Source organism: Burkholderia sp. BCC1996, from assembly GCF_905339955.1.
Classification (GTDB): domain Bacteria; phylum Pseudomonadota; class Gammaproteobacteria; order Burkholderiales; family Burkholderiaceae; genus Burkholderia.
In genome coordinates this window covers 73,379-89,522 of sequence record NZ_CAJPHM010000015.1, presented here as the reverse complement: position 1 = coordinate 89,522, position 16,144 = coordinate 73,379, and the positions used below count along the sequence as shown (strand labels likewise).

Annotated in this window: 12 protein-coding genes and 1 pseudogene; 3 read left to right on the top strand and 10 right to left on the bottom strand. The window is 68.9% G+C overall.

The annotated features are described in order from the left end of the window. Positions 1-237: 237 nt before the first annotated feature. Genes U4Z64_RS22120 through U4Z64_RS22090 form a run of 7 tightly spaced genes read right to left on the bottom strand, consistent with a single transcriptional unit; the run spans position 238 to position 8,689 of the window. The gene (locus U4Z64_RS22120) at positions 238-1,428 is read right to left on the bottom strand and encodes an efflux RND transporter periplasmic adaptor subunit (protein ID WP_321821088.1); all 1,191 of its coding nucleotides are present in this window, start codon (positions 1,426-1,428) and stop codon (positions 238-240) included. Further along, positions 1,428-3,305 (bottom strand): efflux transporter outer membrane subunit, encoded by a 1,878-nt coding sequence (locus U4Z64_RS22115; RefSeq protein ID WP_321821087.1) that lies wholly within the window; start codon positions 3,303-3,305, stop codon positions 1,428-1,430. The genes U4Z64_RS22120 and U4Z64_RS22115 overlap by 1 nt, the downstream gene beginning before the upstream one ends. Positions 3,306-3,325: 20 nt before the next feature. Continuing rightward, positions 3,326-4,264 (bottom strand): glycosyltransferase family 2 protein, encoded by a 939-nt coding sequence (locus tag U4Z64_RS22110; RefSeq protein ID WP_321821086.1) that lies wholly within the window; start codon positions 4,262-4,264, stop codon positions 3,326-3,328. A 10-nt stretch (positions 4,265-4,274) separates the two neighbouring features. Beyond that, on the bottom strand, positions 4,275-5,861 hold the full coding sequence (locus U4Z64_RS22105) for a DHA2 family efflux MFS transporter permease subunit (protein ID WP_321821085.1): 1,587 nt from the start codon (positions 5,859-5,861) through the stop codon (positions 4,275-4,277). Beyond that, entirely contained in the window at positions 5,858-7,141 is a 1,284-nt protein-coding gene (locus U4Z64_RS22100; protein WP_321821084.1) for a glycosyltransferase, read from the bottom strand. Before U4Z64_RS22100 ends, U4Z64_RS22105 begins: the two co-directional genes overlap by 4 nt. Positions 7,142-7,158: 17 nt before the next feature. Continuing rightward, the gene (locus U4Z64_RS22095; RefSeq protein ID WP_321821083.1) at positions 7,159-7,728 is read right to left on the bottom strand and encodes an isoprenylcysteine carboxylmethyltransferase family protein; all 570 of its coding nucleotides are present in this window, start codon (positions 7,726-7,728) and stop codon (positions 7,159-7,161) included. A 58-nt stretch (positions 7,729-7,786) separates the two neighbouring features. After that, on the bottom strand, positions 7,787-8,689 hold the full coding sequence (locus tag U4Z64_RS22090; protein WP_321821082.1) for an alpha/beta hydrolase: 903 nt from the start codon (positions 8,687-8,689) through the stop codon (positions 7,787-7,789). A gap of 719 nt (positions 8,690-9,408) precedes the next feature. Here U4Z64_RS22090 and betI point away from each other — a divergent pair. From betI to betA, 3 genes are read left to right on the top strand one after another with little or no spacing between them, the layout of a single operon-like run. Then, positions 9,409-9,993, top strand: a complete 585-nt coding sequence (gene betI, locus U4Z64_RS22085) for a transcriptional regulator BetI (RefSeq protein ID WP_044844376.1) — start codon at positions 9,409-9,411, stop codon at positions 9,991-9,993. A 32-nt stretch (positions 9,994-10,025) separates the two neighbouring features. Then, complete coding sequence (betB, locus tag U4Z64_RS22080; RefSeq protein WP_044844377.1) at positions 10,026-11,495, top strand: betaine-aldehyde dehydrogenase; 1,470 nt, start codon at positions 10,026-10,028, stop codon at positions 11,493-11,495. Positions 11,496-11,517: 22 nt separating this feature from the next. After that, complete coding sequence (gene betA, locus U4Z64_RS22075) at positions 11,518-13,218, top strand: choline dehydrogenase (RefSeq protein ID WP_044844378.1); 1,701 nt, start codon at positions 11,518-11,520, stop codon at positions 13,216-13,218. Positions 13,219-13,294: 76 nt separating this feature from the next. On the opposite strand, the pseudogene U4Z64_RS22070 reads toward betA, so the two are convergent. The 3 genes and pseudogenes from U4Z64_RS22070 to U4Z64_RS22060 all read right to left on the bottom strand — a co-directional run bounded on the left by U4Z64_RS22070 (position 13,295) and on the right by U4Z64_RS22060 (position 16,100). Then, positions 13,295-14,424, bottom strand: a pseudogene (locus U4Z64_RS22070) (hypothetical protein). 224 nt (positions 14,425-14,648) lie between these two features. Continuing rightward, the gene (locus tag U4Z64_RS22065) at positions 14,649-15,152 is read right to left on the bottom strand and encodes a hypothetical protein (RefSeq protein WP_044844380.1); all 504 of its coding nucleotides are present in this window, start codon (positions 15,150-15,152) and stop codon (positions 14,649-14,651) included. 123 nt (positions 15,153-15,275) lie between these two features. Continuing rightward, positions 15,276-16,100 carry an OmpW/AlkL family protein gene (locus U4Z64_RS22060; RefSeq protein WP_124485133.1) on the bottom strand — a complete coding sequence of 275 codons (825 nt, stop codon included), beginning with the start codon at positions 16,098-16,100 and terminating at the stop codon, positions 15,276-15,278. Between the last annotated feature and the right edge of the window lie 44 nt (positions 16,101-16,144).

The window sequence follows — 16,144 nt, the reverse complement described above, 5'->3', positions numbered from 1 at the left end:
CCGGAGCCGCCGATCGGCGCGAACGACCCGCCAATCCGTGCGTTGGTCGGGTGCGTTGATTGGTACCTTGATCGGGGCCCTTATCGTGCCTTGGTCGGGCCTTGATCGGGCCTTGATCCGGAGGCGCCGATCGGGTGCCCTATTCGGGCGCGTTGGTCGGATGCACCGGTCACCCGCCCCCGCCATCTGTCACCCGGATTGGTTCGTGTGTTTTCTGCGTGCGTCGGCGTCGGAAACTCACCCGCCCTGATTCTCGCGGACGATCGCGGCAGCAGCCGCTTCCGCGTCGCTCGCGACGCCGTCGTGCACGCGCGTGCTGACGGCCGGCGTCGGCGGCTCGCTATCGAGCGCATGGCCGTCGCGGTTGCGCGTGTCGACCGTCGCGCGCATCGACAGCCCGACCCGCAGCGGATGCGCGGCCAGATCGCGGGGATCCAGCGCGATCACGACCGGCACGCGCTGCACGACCTTGATCCAGTTGCCGGCCGCGTTCTGCGACGGCAGCATCGAGAACGCGCTGCCGGTGCCGGCCGAGAAGCCCTGCACGCGGCCGCGATAGACGACGCGCGACCCGTACAGGTCCGACACCACGTCGACCGGCTGGCCGACGCGCATGTGACGGATCTGCCCTTCCTTGAAATTCGCCTCGATCCACAGCCGGTTCAGCTGCACGATCGACATCAGCGGCACGCCGGGCCCGACCTGCTGGCCGGCCTGCACCGAACGCTGGCCGACCGTGCCGTCGACCGGCGCGACGATCGTCGTGCGCTTCAGGTTCCGGTAAGCGAGCTTGAACTGCGCGGCGGCCTGCACGACGGCCGGGCTCTCGTCCACCGGCAGCTTGCTGCCGAGCGCCCGCGCGGCGTCGAGCTGCGCCTGCGCGGCCGCGAGGTTCGCCTGGGCGCCGGCGACCGCCGCGCGGGCGCGCGCCAGCTCCTCCGGCGCGACGATCTCGACCGACGCGCCCGAACGCGCGGCAAGCGCGCGCTGCGCGAGCGACAGGTCTGCCTGGCGCGCGTTCACGGCTGCCACGTACATCGTGTTCGAGATCTTCGCGTTCGCGACCTGCCGCACGGCCTGTGCCAGTTGCGCCTTCGCCTGCGCGAACGCGACGGACGCTTCCGTATCGTCGAGCCGCACGAGCGTCTGCCCGGCGCGCACGGGCTGCGTATCGGCGACCAGCACGTCGGTCACTGCGCCCGGGATCTGTGCGGCGACCTGCACGATGCTGCCGGCGACGTACGCGTCGTCGGTGTCCTCGTAATAGCGGTCGCGTAGCAGCCAGAACGCGATCCAGACGAGCGCGGCGAGTGCAACGACCGCGAAGAACAACATGAAACGCTTGCGACGCGTCGCGCGACGCGCGTCGAGTGCCAGGTCGTTCAGGGCGGCCGGCTGCGCCGCGGTGTGAAGGTTGTCGTGGTGCATCAGTCGCTTTGCGTAACGATCAGGCGGTCATGCTGGAACAGGGGGAGCGCGGACGCGCGCGTGTCGGAGGCGACGCTGGGGGGCGCGCGGCGCGAGCCGACGCCGACGCTCGTGCTGGAATTTGCGCTGGTGCTGGTGCTCGCGCTCGTACTCGCGCCGGTACTCACACTCACATTTGCGGCATCGGCAGCCAGACTACGCGGCGCGACCGACACCGCGGGCGGATCGATCCGCGCGGCACGCGGCGCGGCGCCGCTACCTGCCACGGCCGCGCGCCGCGCTTGCGCGCTGCTGTCCGCCGAGCTACCGCGGGCAGCGGCGTTCACCATCGCGCCGCGTTTCGTCCGCGCGCCTTGCGCGGTACGCGCCGCGGGCATCGCCACACCCGCAGTCGTTGCGCTCGCATCGAACCCGCCGCCGAGCGCACCGACCAGCCCGACGCGCAGCGTCCGCTGCCGCCCGAGCAGCGCGATCAGCTGCGCGCGCTCGTCGATCAGCGTGAGGTCCGCGACATCGACATCCTTCTGCATCAACACGCCGCGCCGATGGCGGTCGGCCGCGATCTGCACGATCTTCTGCGCGGCGGCGACGGCATCCTGCTGCTGCACGACGAGCGTCTGCGCGGTCTGCAGCGACGTGACGATTTGCGCGACCTGCCCGAGCGCGTCGTCGACGGTCTTGTTGTACAGCCCGATCGCGACGTCGGCCTGCGCGACGTCCGCGCCGAGCTTCGCCTTCAGCCGGCCGCGATCGAACACCGGCAGCGAGATCGCCGGGCCGACGGAGCCGGCGAGCGAATCGCGCGAGAACAGCGACGCGGGCGTCAGCGCGAACACGCCGCCGAGCGCGACGAGGTTCACGTCCGGATAGAACTGCGCGCGCGTCGAATCGGCATTCGCGAACGCGGCTTCGACGCGCAGCCGCGCGGCGACGATGTCGGGCCGGCGGCCGAGCAGATCGGCCGGCAGCCGCGCGGGCAGCGCGCCGCCGGGGAATGCGCCGACGCGCGGCCGCTGCAACGCGAGCCCGCGCTCCGGCCCGCGGCCGGACAGCACGCCCAGCTGCAATTGCGCGAGCTTGATCTGTTCGTCGTTCAGCGCGATCTGTGCGAGCAGGCGGCTGCGCTTGATCGACGCGTCGCTCGCGTCGTACGCATTGTCGAGGCCGCGCGCGGTGCGCTCGCGCAGCACGGCCGTCACGCGCTGGCTGATCTTCAGCTTCTGCTGCAGCAGGTCGCGCACCGCGTACGCCTCATCGAGCTGGCAATACACGGTGACGATCGCGACCGCGAGCGTGAGCCGCACCTGCTCGGCCTCGACACCGGCCGCGTCGCGCAGCGACATCAGGCTCTTCGTCGCCGCGCGGTTCTTGCCCCACAGGTCGAGCTGGTAGTTCAGCCCGACGAACACCGACGACGGCGACACGACCGGATCGCCGAAGATCTCGACCGGCACGCGATAACCGCCCGCCGTTACGTCGGCGATGTCGCCCGGCTTCGGCATCCGCGCGCGGCTGACCGTCGCGCCGGCCGTGCCGGTCAAGCCCGTCAGCGAATCGAACTGCTGAAGCTGCGACTGCGCGATCCGCAGCCGCGCCTGCGCGACCTGCAGATCCGGATTGTTCTGCGACGCCTCCACGACCAGTTCGTCGAGCTGCGGATCCTGCAGCTGCTTCACCCAGTCGGGCGCGGGCCATGCGCCATCCGCGCCGGGCCCCGCGGTGCGAGCGAGCGCGTCGCCGGCCGGTGCGCGCAGCGACAGCGACGGCAGGAACCCCGACGGCACGCAGCCGCCCAGCGCCAGCAGCGCGGCGGCCGCGACGATCGCCCAGCCGCCCTGCCCGCGCCGCGCCGGCCGAGCGGCTCGCGCCGCTTTCATGATGCGTTCCATCGCCGCCCTCACCCCTGCTGGACGCGCCGCGCGCGTGCGGCGAGACGCGGCCGCGTGCGCTCGAGCGGACCGAGCCGCCCGAACAGGCCGTCGGCGATGCCGAACGCGATGCCCGCGAGCTTGGCGCGCTTGTCGCGCTCGACGAGCGCGATCTGCACGACCTGCCACACGGTCAGCAGGTTCGGCACGATCGCCACCGGAAAGCGCAACCCGTACTGCATCCCGAGCTGCACCGCATTGCGTGCGCTGTAGTAGCGCCGTTGCCACGAGTGATTCATCGACGTCATTTCGAAAGGGCCGAACGCGTGCCGCTGCTTCGCGCCGATCCGGTGCGGCAGCACCAGCGACGGCACGACGTAGAGCGGCACGTTGCGCGCAAGCGCGCGGAAGCTGTACTCGGTATCGACGTGATCGATGAACAGCGTCTCGTCGAAGCGGCCGAGCACGTCGAACGCGGCGCGCGACACGACGCAGCCCGACGAGATCAGGAACGCGCAGCGCTGCGGCGGCGCGTCGGGCGCGAGATGCAGCCGGCGCAACCCGATCCCGTCGGTCGCGAGTTCGGGCAGGAAGCTGCGCGCGTTCTCGTCGAAGATGCGCGGGCCGGCCAGGAACGCGCGCCCCGCGAGCCCCGTGCAGGCGTCGCGCATCGTCGCGAAGTAACCGGCCGGCACCGACGAATCCTGGTCGAACAGCGCGACCGCGTCGACGTCGTCGCGAAACAGCGCCGCGAGCCCCGCGTTGTAGGCGCCCGCGATGCCGCCGCGATTGCCGTGATGCAGCAGCGCGATGCCGTCGCGCGCGCACACGTCGCGAGCGCGCGCATCGGGCTGCGGCGTGTTGTCGACGACCAGCAGCGCGTCGCACGCGTGCCGCCACGCGCCGAGCGCCGCGAGCTGCGCGTCGCTCGGGTGATACAGGATCACGAGTGCGCCGAGTGTCGTCATGCCGCTCTCCTCAATGTCCGAACGAAGCGGCCGCGCCGCGCTTCGGCCGCGTAAGCCACATCATCGCGGCGAGCACGAGGCAGGTCATGCTCGCCATCCAGAACATGTCGCCCGTCGCCATCATGTACGCCTGCTGCATCACGACCTGGTGCAGCGTGGACAGCTCGCGCACGCCGTCCACGCCCATCGCGTTCAGCGTGTGCACGAAGCGCTGCGTGTTCGCCGACGCGTGCGTGACCGATTGCGACACGACGTCGTAGTGATAGGTCGCGCGGTTGTCCCACAGTGTCACGCTCATCGCGGTGCCGAATGCGGCGGACAGCGTGCGCAGGAAGTTCGACAGGCTCGACGCGGCCGCGAGCCGGTCGTCCGGGATGCGCGACAGCGTCGCGGCCGTCAGCGGAATGAAGAAACACGGCAGCCCGATCCCCTGGATCAACCCGGGCGCGGCGATCTGCGCGAACGTCATCTTCAGCGTGAAATGCGCGTCCCATGCGAGCACGGCCGCAAATATCAGGAATCCGAACGTCGCAAGCACACGCGCGTCGAAGCGATGCGCGTGCAGGCCGACGAGAATCGAGAACACCAGCGCGAGCACGCCGAGCGACGCGGTGGCGAGCCCCGCGTGGAACGCGTTGTAGCCCATCACCGCCTGCATCCACAGCGGGAACACGACGCCCACCACCGAGAAGCTCATCATCCCGAGCGAGATGATCAGCACGCAGAACGAGAACGTGCGGTCGCGAAACAGGCTGAGGTCGACGACCGGATGCGCGCCGCCTGCTTCCCAGATCAGCAGCGACACGATCGCGAGCCCCGCGACCACCGCGAGCGTGACGATCAGCGGCGAATCGAACCAGCCCTTGTCGTGACCGAGATCGAGCATCGCCTGCAGCGAACCGACGCCGATCACGAGCAGCACGATGCCCGGCACGTCGATCGGGCCGGCCGCGCCGCGCTGCGCGTCGGGGCGCAGCATCGCGGTGCAGACCGCGAACGAGAACAGCCCGATCGGCAAATTGATCAGGAAGATCCACGGCCACGAGAAGCTGTCGACGATCCAGCCGCCGACCACCGGCCCAAAGATCGGCGCGAGCAGCACCGTCATCGCCCACAGCGCGAGCGCGACCGTGCGCTTGTCCGGCGGGAACGTGCGCAGCAGGATCGTCTGCGACAGCGGCACCATCGGCCCCGAGCACAGCCCCTGCAGCGCGCGGCAGACCACCAGCACGTGCAGGTCGCGCGCGAGCCCGCACAGCAGCGACGTCAGCGTGAACAGCAGCACCGCGCCGACGAACAGCCGCAGCTCGCCGACACGCCGCGCGAGCCAGCCGGTCAGCGGCACCGCGATCGCGGCCGCGACCGAATACGAGCTGATCACCCACGTGCCCTGGCTGTTCGACACGCCGAGACTGCCGGAGATCGCCGGCACCGCGACGTTGGTCACGGTCGAGTCGAGCACTTCGATGAAGGTGGCGAGCGACAGTGCGAACGTCAGCAGCGCGAGCCGCGCGCCGCGCACCGGCGCTGCCGCGGGTGCGGGTTCGCGTGCATCGACGGCGGCGGGCGCGTCCTGAAGCGGCGCTGCGGTGCTCATGCGCCCGCCGTCGCGAGGTAGGCCTGCACCCGCGCGCGTCCGTGGTTCGGTGCGAAGCGCTCGATGAAATCGGCGGCGCGCTCGCAGCCGTCCGGCGCCGCATCGATCAGCGCACGCGTGCGTTCCGCATGCACCGCGAATTCCGGCTCATCCAGCACGCGTGCGAGCGCCGCACCGAGACGCGCGCCGTCGACGGGACCGTCGATGCGCACGCCGGCGCCGCTCGCCGCGACGCGCTGCGCATTGTCGAACTGGTCGTGCGCGAACGGCGTCACGACCTGCGGGATCCCGGCTTCGAACGCGAGCGCCGCGGTGCCGATCCCGCCGTGATGCACGAGCGCGCGGCAACGCGGCAGCAGCGCGCGCATCGGCACGAAGCGGCGCACCAGCAGCCGGTCGCCGGCCGGTGCCGCATCGTGCGGGCTCAGCAGGATGCCGCGCGCGCCGGTGGCATGCAGCGCGTCCGCGACCGCACGCGCATACGCGGCGTGATCGACCCGCGTCGACCCGGCCGTGAACACGACGGGCGGCTCACCGGCCGCGAGGAACGCGTCGAGCGCGCGATCGTCGTCGGGCGTCGCGATGTCGTTGAACAGCGGAAAACCGCTTTGCAGATGACCGGCCGGCCAGTCGCGCTGCGCCGGTGCGAACCAGTCGGGAAACAGGCACAGCACGCCGTCGGTCGAATGCAGCCAGCGGCCGAGCACGCGCCGCGCGGGCGCGAGCCCGAGCTCGCGGCGCACCGCGTTGAGCGCCGGCCCGCACACGCGGTCAAGCACCTGCCGCTCGATCAGCGTCATCAGCGCCGCCTTCACCGGCAGCGGCCAGCGCGCGGGAATCGTCAGGCGCGGATGCGTCGGCGGAACGTGCGCGGACAGCAGCGTCGACGGCGACACCTGCACCGACACGTACGGCGTGCCGTGCAGCTCCTGCATGAAGCGCGCGGAAAACGCCCACAGCGTCCCGACCAGCACGGTGTCGCGATCGGTCAGCGCGCGCAGCGCGTCGTAGTGCGGACGCAGCACGGGCGCGATCACCTGCCACAGCGTGCGGAACGACGTGCGCGGATCCCACAGCGCCGGGTTCGCCATCGCGGCCTCGTACTCGGCCGCGGTGCCGACCGGCACGAACGTGAAGCCGCAGCGGCGCGCGGCGGCCTCGAACGGCGGATGCGTGCAGAACACGACGTCGTGGCCGCGCGTCGCGAGCGCGCGCGCGACGCCGAGCAGCGGATGCACGTCGCCCGCCGAGCCGATCGCGGTCACGATCACCTTCGCCATCGCGCGCCTCGCGGGAGTCAGTAGAAGCCGGGGATCAGCGCCGCGACCTCGCGGCGATACTGCGTGTACGCCGGCCCGAAATGCCCGGTCAGCCAGCTCTCCTCGACGCGCACCTTGTACGCGAGCGACGCGAACACGAGCGCGACGCCGAGCGCGCCGCGCCACTCGCCGCCGATCAGCGCGGCGCCGACCAGCGCGATCAGGCAGCCGGTGTAGATCGGATGACGCACGAGGCCGTACGGGCCGGTGCGAACGAGTTCGTGGTTTTCCTTCAGCGTGACGGACACGCTCCAGTTCGTGCCGAGATGCAGCCGCGCCCACACGGAGAACAGCAGCCCCGCGACGAGCACCGCGAGCCCGCATTGCGCCTGCAGGCCGAAGCGCTGCCAGTCGGGCACGAGCGCCTGCCACGACGGATCGGGCAGGATGATCAGCGCGCCGCCGACGATCAGCGGAATCGACTGCAGCGTGCGCGAGCGCGACGCCTCCTTGCGCACGGTCGTCTTCACGGCCTGCGACGTCGCGATCCAGTAGGCGAGCCAGATGGCCCACGGAACGACGATGGCGATGGTCTGAACGATATTCACGGCTGGCCTGCCTCGTGTGGATGAGAATTCGGATGTATCCGGTGCGCGACGTGCTGCGTCACGACGACAGCGCCGGCATCGGCGCTGGCACGCACGCATGCGCGGCGCCGAGCGCGATGCCCGCGGCAGCGGGCGGCGCGTCGCAGAAGTAGTCGAGCAGCGCCGCTCGCGTGGCTTCGCGCTGCGCGCGGCCTTCGATGTCGAGGAAATGGCCGGCGTCGGGAATCGTCGCGAAGCGTGCGCGCGGCACGTGCGCGGCCAGCTGGCGAACGTCGGCCGGCGTCGTGTATTCGTCGCGCTCGCCGTTCAGGAACAGCAGCTCGCAGCCGATGTTCGAGAACTCGCTCAGGTAGCGCTCCGGCTGCAGCGACAGGATCTGGTCGACGTGGAACGCGACCTGGTCCTGCTCGTCGCGCGGCAGCCGCGTCAGATACCGGTAGTTGTACAGCTTCATGATGCGCGGCAGGTAGCGGCCGACCGTATCGTTCAGCAGCTGCGCGGCCTTCAGATTCTCGCCGGCCGCGATGTGGTCGCGGGCGCGCGTCACGTAGTCGACCATCGCGTCGTTCAGGAACGGCGAGAACGAGCAGATCGCCGCGCGCCGCACGCTCGGGCAGCCGCGCGCGAGCGCGAACAGCGATGCGACGCCGCCCCACGATACCGACACGAGGAACGCGGGCGCGAAACGCTCGACCAGATGCTGGAGGATCGCGGCCTCGTCGTCCTTGGTCAGGATGAAGCAGCCGGGGTTGTGCTGGCGCGACTGCCCCGCGTACGGCAGGTCGAAGCAGATCGTGTTCATCCGCTCGCCGAGATACTGGACGGTCTGCCCGAACGAGGCGGTCGTCGCGAGCGCGCCGTTGACGAGCATCGCCGTGTCGAACGACGGATCGAACACGTTCCGTTCGACGTAGACCTTCAGACCATTCGGTAGCGGGACCACGTATTTTTCGGTCGGCATCGTCGTTCTCCGGTGGATGCGGCGTCTCGGCGTCGCGGCATGCTGCAGGTGCGCAATGGCGGGCGCCGACCCTGTCGCGGTCGTTGGCCGCGCCCATTGCCGACGCACCGCGGGAATAACCCGCGGCGCCGATTCATTCCTTGTGGTGCGGCGCCATACTAATACGGGCAATATTACTTACTCAAGTCATTCCAACGATCCCCTCTACTCCGCCTGGAAATACGCCAGATTCGAATATTTTTGGCATTTTTTATGGTATGCGGAATCGACCGGAAGGTATCGGCAATCGTTTGCGAGCCAGCCTTCAATCAACCGAAAGACACAATTATTTCCTGTAAATTCAGATAGATAAAAAGTTTAAATCGATCGATTGAAACGAATTTCCAGAAATTTCTGTTAGCGGCGCCGGGCATTCGAATTTCCGGATTTACGAGAGTTTCACATAGCTCGACATTCTTTCGTTCAGTAATAAATCGAATACGGAAACATTCGCAGCCATTGCACCGCCTTTACCGAAACCGTTTTAAACAAACTTCAAATTATTTAACCACCTTTCAATCGGTTTTTCCGCACCTGCACAATCGCGGCGGCATCATCGGCTTGGTTCCTCCACCCTTCCATCTACCGTCGGACCCCGATTTTTTATTGATTGAACGGTCAATAAAAAACCGCTAAGCTCTCGGCTTCCAGGAACGGCCCGTCCGGGCGAAGGAGTCGCGATGCCGAAAGTCGGAATGCGAGAGATTCGTCGCGCACAGTTGATCGACGCGACGCTGCGCTCGATCGACGAAGCCGGCCTGCCCGGCACGACGCTCGCCTCGGTCGCGCAGCGCGCGAACATCTCGACGGGGATCGTCAGCCACTACTTCGGCGACAAGGACGGCCTGCTCGAAGCCACGATGCGGCACGTGCTGCGCGATCTGTGGGCGGCCACCACGCGCCGCCGCGTCGCCGCCCGCAAGGACCCGCGCTCCCGGCTGCGCGCGATCGCCGCCGCGAACTTCGACGTCACGCAGGTCAGCACGCCCGTGATGAAGACCTGGCTCGCGTTCTGGTCGCAGAGCATGCACGACGCGATGCTCAAGCGCCTGCAGCACGTGAACACGCGGCGCCTCCATTCGAACCTGTGCGCGGAATTCGCCAAGGCGCTGCCGCGCGCGAAAGCACGGGAAGCCGCCAGCGGCCTCGCCGCGCTGATCGACGGCCTGTGGCTGCGCGGCGCGCTCGCCGGCGGCCCGATCGACACCCGGGCTGCACTGAAGCTCACCCACGATTACATCGACCTGCTGCTCGCGTCCGACTGACGCGTCGCGCACTCGCCCTCAAGGAGATCCTCATGTCCGTATACGGTTTGCAGCGCCTCTACATCGGCGGCGGTTACGTCGACGCCACCAGCGGCAAGACTTTCGACACCTTCGATCCCGCCACCGGCGAACTGCTCGCGCAGGTGCAGCAGGCGAGCGCGGCCGACGTCGACCGCGCGGTCGCATCGGCGCAGGAAGGCCAGCGCGAATGGGCCGCGATGACCGCGATGCAGCGCTCGCGCATCCTCCGGCGCGCGGTCGACCTGCTGCGCGAACGCAACGACGAGCTCGCGGCGATCGAGACGCGCGACACCGGCAAGCCGATCGGCGAGACGCTCGCGGTCGACATCGTCACCGGCGCGGACGTGATCGAGTACTACGCGGGCCTCGCGACCGCGATCGAAGGGCTGCAGGTGCCGCTGCGCGCCGAGTCGTTCGTCTATACGCGCCGCGAGCCGCTCGGCGTGTGCGCGGGCATCGGCGCATGGAACTACCCGATCCAGATCGCCTGCTGGAAGACCGCACCCGCGCTCGCGGCCGGCAACGCGATGGTGTTCAAGCCGAGCGAGGTCACGCCGCTCACCGCGCTGAAGCTCGCGGAAATCTATACGGAAGCCGGCGTGCCGGCCGGCGTGTTCAACGTCGTGCAGGGCGACGGTTCGGTCGGCGCGCTGCTGACCGGCCATCCGGACATCGCGAAGGTGTCGTTCACCGGCGGCGTCGAGACCGGCAAGAAGGTGATGTCGCTGGCCGGCGCATCGTCGCTGAAGGAAGTGACGATGGAGCTCGGCGGCAAGTCGCCGCTGATCGTGTTCGAGGATGCCGACCTCGACCGCGCCGCCGACATCGCGGTCACCGCCAACTTCTTCAGCTCGGGCCAGGTCTGCACCAACGGCACGCGCGTGTTCGTGCACGGCTCGGTCAAGGACGCGTTCACGCAGAAGGTGCTCGAACGCGTGAAGCGCATCCGCGTCGGCAAGCCGACCGATGCCGACACCAACTTCGGCCCGCTCGTGTCGGCCGCGCAGCTCGACAAGGTGCTCGGCTTCATCGAGAGCGGCAAGGCCGAAGGCGCGAAGCTGCTCGCGGGCGGCACGCGCCTGACCGACGGCCACTTCGGCAACGGCCAGTACGTCGCGCCGACCGTGTTCGGCGACTGCCGCGACGACATGAAGATCGTGCGCGAGGAGATTTTCGGGCCGGTGATGAGCATCCTCGAATTCGCATCGGAAGACGAAGTGATCGCCCGCGCGAACGACACGCACTACGGCCTCGCGGCCGGCGTCGTGACCGAGAACCTGTCGCGCGCGCACCGCACGATCCACCGCCTCGAAGCCGGCATCTGCTGGATCAACACGTGGGGCGAATCGCCGGCCGAGATGCCGGTTGGCGGATACAAGCAATCCGGTGTCGGACGCGAGAACGGCATCACGACGCTCGAACACTACACTCGAATCAAGTCGGTACAGGTCGAGCTCGGCCGTTACAACCCGGTGTTTTGAGAACGAGAGGAGATTCCCCGTCATGACGACACGCGAATACGACTACATCATCTGCGGCGCGGGCTCCGCGGGCAACGTGCTCGCGACGCGCCTGACGGAAGATCCGAATGTCACGGTGCTGCTGCTCGAAGCGGGCGGCCCCGACTACCGCTTCGACTTCCGTACGCAGATGCCGGCGGCGCTCGCCTATCCGCTGCAGGGCCGTCGCTACAACTGGGCCTACGAGACCGACCCCGAGCCGCACATGGACAACCGCCGGATGGAGTGCGGCCGCGGCAAGGGGCTCGGCGGCTCGTCGCTGATCAACGGGATGTGCTACATCCGCGGCAACGCGCTCGACTACGACAACTGGTCGACGCACAAGGGGCTCGAGAACTGGACCTATCTCGACTGCCTGCCCTACTTCAAGAAGGCCGAGACGCGCGACGTCGGCCCGAACGATTACCACGGCGGCGACGGCCCCGTGTCGGTCACGACCAGCAAGCCGGGCGTGAATCCGCTGTTCGAGGCGATGGTCGACGCGGGCGTGCAGGCCGGTTATCCGCGCACCGACGACCTGAACGGTTATCAGCAGGAAGGGTTCGGCCCGATGGACCGCACCGTCACGCCGAAAGGCCGCCGCGCGAGCACCGCGCGCGGCTACCTCGACCAGGCGCGCGCGCGGCCGAACCTCGAGATCGTCACGCACGCGCTCGCCGACCGCATCCTGTTCGACGGCAAGCGCGCATCGGGCGTCACGTACCTGCGCGGCAGCGAGCGCGCGACCGCGCATGCGCGCCGCGAAGTGCTCGTGTGCAGCGGCGCGATCGCATCGCCGCAACTGCTGCAGCGCTCGGGCGTCGGCCCCGGCGCGTGGCTGAAGGAACTCGACATCCCCGTCGTGCTCGACCTGCCCGGCGTCGGCCAGAACCTGCAGGATCACCTGGAGATGTACATCCAGTACGAGTGCAAGGAGCCGGTGTCGCTGTATCCGGCGCTCAAGTGGTGGAACCAGCCGAAGATCGGCCTCGAATGGATGCTGAACGGCACCGGCCTCGGCGCGACCAACCACTTCGAGGCAGGCGGCTTCATCCGCACGCGCGACGACGACCTGTGGCCGAACATCCAGTATCACTTCCTGCCCGTCGCGATCAACTACAACGGCTCGAACGCGATCGAGATGCACGGTTTCCAGGCGCACGTCGGTTCGATGCGTTCGCCGAGCCGCGGCCGCGTGAAGCTGCGCTCGCGCGACCCGAACGATCATCCGAGCATCCTGTTCAACTACATGGCCGAAGCGCTCGACTGGCGCGAGTTCCGCGATGCGATCCGCGCGACGCGCGAGATCATGCGGCAGCCCGCGCTCGACCGCTATCGCGGCCGCGAGCTGAACCCGGGCGCCGATTGCAAGACCGACAAGGAACTCGACGCGTTCGTGCGGGCCCGCGCTGAAACCGCGTTCCATCCGTCGTGCTCGTGCAAGATGGGTTACGACGACATGGCCGTGGTCGACGAGGAAGGCCGCGTGCACGGGCTCGACGGGCTGCGCGTGGTCGATGCGTCGATCATGCCGATCATCACGACCGGCAACCTGAACGCGCCGACGATCATGATCGCGGAGAAGATCGCCGACAAGATCCGCGGACGCAAGCCGCTCGCGCGTGTCGACGTGCCTTACTTCGTCGCGAACGGCGCGATGGCGCGCAATGTCGCGAAGGCGGTGCGGCAGCCGGAAACGGCGTAACCGCGCAAGCGCCCTCCCCGGGCGCAGCAGCAACCTGCACGGCTCGCGGCGTTCTCGCCGCGAGCCGTTTTTCATTTCATCGGGCGCGCTCGCCGCCCGTATTGAACCGCGTGGTCGCAGCCGCCCTCGGCCGCACGCGTTTCGCGCGCACGATCGGATTCGATCGCGACGTCAGGCTCATCGCGCCGCGCAAGCGATCGAACGCGACATTCTCCGTCGGTCCGAAGCGGCCGACCGCCGGCCACGCGAGCGCTTCATCGAGCCACGTCTGCCACGCGTCGCCGTGAAAGCGGCGCGCGAATTCGCGCACGATGCCCGGCGCCGCGATCACGATGCCCGCCAGCAGGTAATACGCCCAGAAGCTGCCCGCGCCGACGAGCCGGTCGAGCCGGCATACGGACACCGCCGCGAGCAGACCGTCCATCGACGCGAGATCGGTGCGCCGTTCGCGAATCGCGCGCGCAACGAGGTTGTGCCGACCGCCGTACGCGGCGAAGGACACCCCGTTGCCGGCGGCAAGCTCCGCGCAGAACATCGCGAGCGCGGCCATCTCGTCGACGCGCGCGGCATCGTCGCGCGGCCCGCAGATGCGCAGCACGATTGCGTCGATGATCGCCCCGGGCCGGGCCGACGGCGCCACGCAGGCCGCCGCGACGGCCGCGCGTCGTTCTCTCAGGTCTTCGCGGGCGGTGCTTCGCCGTTCGCGGATGGTTCCCGTACTTCGTGCTCGCCGCCATCGTCGCCGCCGGGTTCGACACCGCCGGCAATCCGCTCGAGCGCGGCCCAGCCGTCGTCGGGATCGTCGAAAGCCCATGCATCGACGAAGCCGTGCGCCGACTCGAATACCGCGCGCGATCCGCGGCAGCGTCGCTCGGCATCCGCGAGCTGTGCCGTGTCGGGAATGTGCAGGCAGGCACCGAGCGGATCGCTCGCGTCGCATGCGCAGCCGCCGCCATCCGTTGCAATCCACGGCGCGAGTTCGTGCAGGACGACGATCGCTTCGTGCGACAGGTTCGCACCGGCTCGCCCGCGGGCCGCGCGCGCCGGCAGGACGGCCGTTGCGCCAGCGCCAGCGTCGGCGTCGGCCGTCGCCACGCAAACCGCTTCGTTCACGTGTTCGATCAGGTACTGTAGCCACGCGGCCGTGCGCAGCCGGTCGAGCGTCGCACCGCGGGCATCGCCATACTTCGCTGGGTCGGTAAGCATCGGGGGTCCGGAATGGTTGTCTTGTATCGGCCGAAGCAGGCGGCACGATGCGCCGCACCGGCCCCCTGCACGGCCGCCCGCCTCGGATCGCGAGGCCGGCGGCCCGCCGGCCGTCGCGCCGCTACGCGCGACGACGCGGATGCATCGCGAAACCGGAACGCCCGCCCGCGCATTCCTGCACGGCCCTCATTCATGGCGGGCGTCCGGCCTCGATCAGGTGCCGCTTACTGCACGTGGAACTTCGGCGACGTGGCAACCGTGCCGCTGACCGTGCAGTCCGGCGTCAGCACCGCGTTGTTGAACGTCAGCGACGAGTTCGGATCGCTCCACGTCGTCACGATCTTGCTCGGCCCGCAGGTACCGAGCAGCGTCACGGTCACCTTCGCGTTGTTGATCGTCAGTTGCGTCGTGCTGTCGGCCTGCCCCGTCCACGGTGCCGCGCTGGTCGCGCTGCCGCTGATCAGGCCGCACGTCGCGCCGCCCGCGAACGTCGTCGACGTGATGTTGACGATGCCCGTCGAGCTGATCGTGCCGTTGAACGTCGCGTTGCAGCTCGCGTTGATCGCGCCCTTGGCCAGGACCGTGAGGCCCGTCGCGGAGAACGGTTCCCCGTTCGGGTTCATCGCGTGCCCGTCGACGCGCGAAACGGTCACGGCGAAAGCAGGCGCGGCCGAAACCACGGTGAATGCCACTGCAGCAACAAGCGATACGAGTTTGCGAATGCTCATTTGAACTGCCCCCTCTCTCTTCACAAATGGCGGCACGCCGCCAGGAACGCGACACGCCGGCCGGATTCGCCCGGCCGCGCGGTCGCAGGAAGCCGCCGGCGTGCGCGATGCACGCCGGACGGCTCAGAACCTGTAGGAAACACCGACGAACGTGATCAGCGGGTCCGCCTTCAGCCGCGTGCGCGTGGTCGCGAGCGTCGAGCCGTCGGCGGCCTTGATCACGAGCGACGAGTAGGTCTTCAGCGGCATGTAGGTCAGCGTCGCCGTGAGCCCCCAGTGCTTGTCGATCGCATAGCTCGCGCCGACGTTGTAGACCGGCGTGAACGACGACGACGCCTTGCCCTCCACCGACGTCGGCCCCGGCTTGCCGGCGCCGGCCGCGAGCACGCTGCCGAGGTTCTCGTTGATGTCCTTCGCGAAGTTGCCGTTCAGTTCGATGTTGCTGAACCAGCTGTAGGCCACGCCGATCCCGACGAACGGACGGAACTTCGCGGTCGGCGCATTGAAGTAGTACTGCAGAATGATCGTCGGGCTCCATTGCCGCGCGTTCTTCACGGCCGGCTGGTTCGCCGGCTTGTCCATGTCGACGTTGCCGAGGGAACCGGCCGGACCCGGCGGCCTGATCACGCCGTGACCGGTCAGCGTGAACTCGGGCGGCACGCCGAGCACCGACGTCACCGCGATGTGGTCGGTGAAGAAATGCGTGAGCGTGAGGCCGACCGTATCGGCGTTGTTGACCGTCAGGCTCGTGCCCGGCGACGTGAACGAACCGGGCAGCCGCAGCGGCCCGTTGATCGGCATGCTCGCGAGATTCGTCGTCAGCCCGTTGGTCGAATCCTGCGGCATGATGTGCAACCAGCCCAGCGTCGCGACGTTGTCGCCCGCCTGCTGGGCCGATGCGAGCGTCGACACGCCTGCGACGACACCCGCGACAATCAGCTTCTTCATCAAGTCTCCCCTCGTTTCGTCCGGGCACCGCGCCGTTGCGCGCG

What these genes read in the sequence shown, in the direction of transcription:
- U4Z64_RS22090 (WP_321821082.1), bottom strand. Translation starts at nt 8,689, where the DNA reads ATGCCGACCGAAAAATACGTGGTCCCGCTACCGAATGGTCTGAAGGTC.
- U4Z64_RS22065 (WP_044844380.1), bottom strand. Translation starts at nt 15,152, where the DNA reads ATGAGCATTCGCAAACTCGTATCGCTTGTTGCTGCAGTGGCATTCACC.
- U4Z64_RS22105 (WP_321821085.1), bottom strand. Translation starts at nt 5,861, where the DNA reads ATGAGCACCGCAGCGCCGCTTCAGGACGCGCCCGCCGCCGTCGATGCA.
- U4Z64_RS22120 (WP_321821088.1), bottom strand. Translation starts at nt 1,428, where the DNA reads ATGCACCACGACAACCTTCACACCGCGGCGCAGCCGGCCGCCCTGAAC.
- betA (WP_044844378.1), top strand. Translation starts at nt 11,518, where the DNA reads ATGACGACACGCGAATACGACTACATCATCTGCGGCGCGGGCTCCGCG.
- betI (WP_044844376.1), top strand. Translation starts at nt 9,409, where the DNA reads ATGCCGAAAGTCGGAATGCGAGAGATTCGTCGCGCACAGTTGATCGAC.
- U4Z64_RS22100 (WP_321821084.1), bottom strand. Translation starts at nt 7,141, where the DNA reads ATGGCGAAGGTGATCGTGACCGCGATCGGCTCGGCGGGCGACGTGCAT.
- U4Z64_RS22060 (WP_124485133.1), bottom strand. Translation starts at nt 16,100, where the DNA reads ATGAAGAAGCTGATTGTCGCGGGTGTCGTCGCAGGCGTGTCGACGCTC.
- betB (WP_044844377.1), top strand. Translation starts at nt 10,026, where the DNA reads ATGTCCGTATACGGTTTGCAGCGCCTCTACATCGGCGGCGGTTACGTC.
- U4Z64_RS22115 (WP_321821087.1), bottom strand. Translation starts at nt 3,305, where the DNA reads ATGAAAGCGGCGCGAGCCGCTCGGCCGGCGCGGCGCGGGCAGGGCGGC.
- U4Z64_RS22110 (WP_321821086.1), bottom strand. Translation starts at nt 4,264, where the DNA reads ATGACGACACTCGGCGCACTCGTGATCCTGTATCACCCGAGCGACGCG.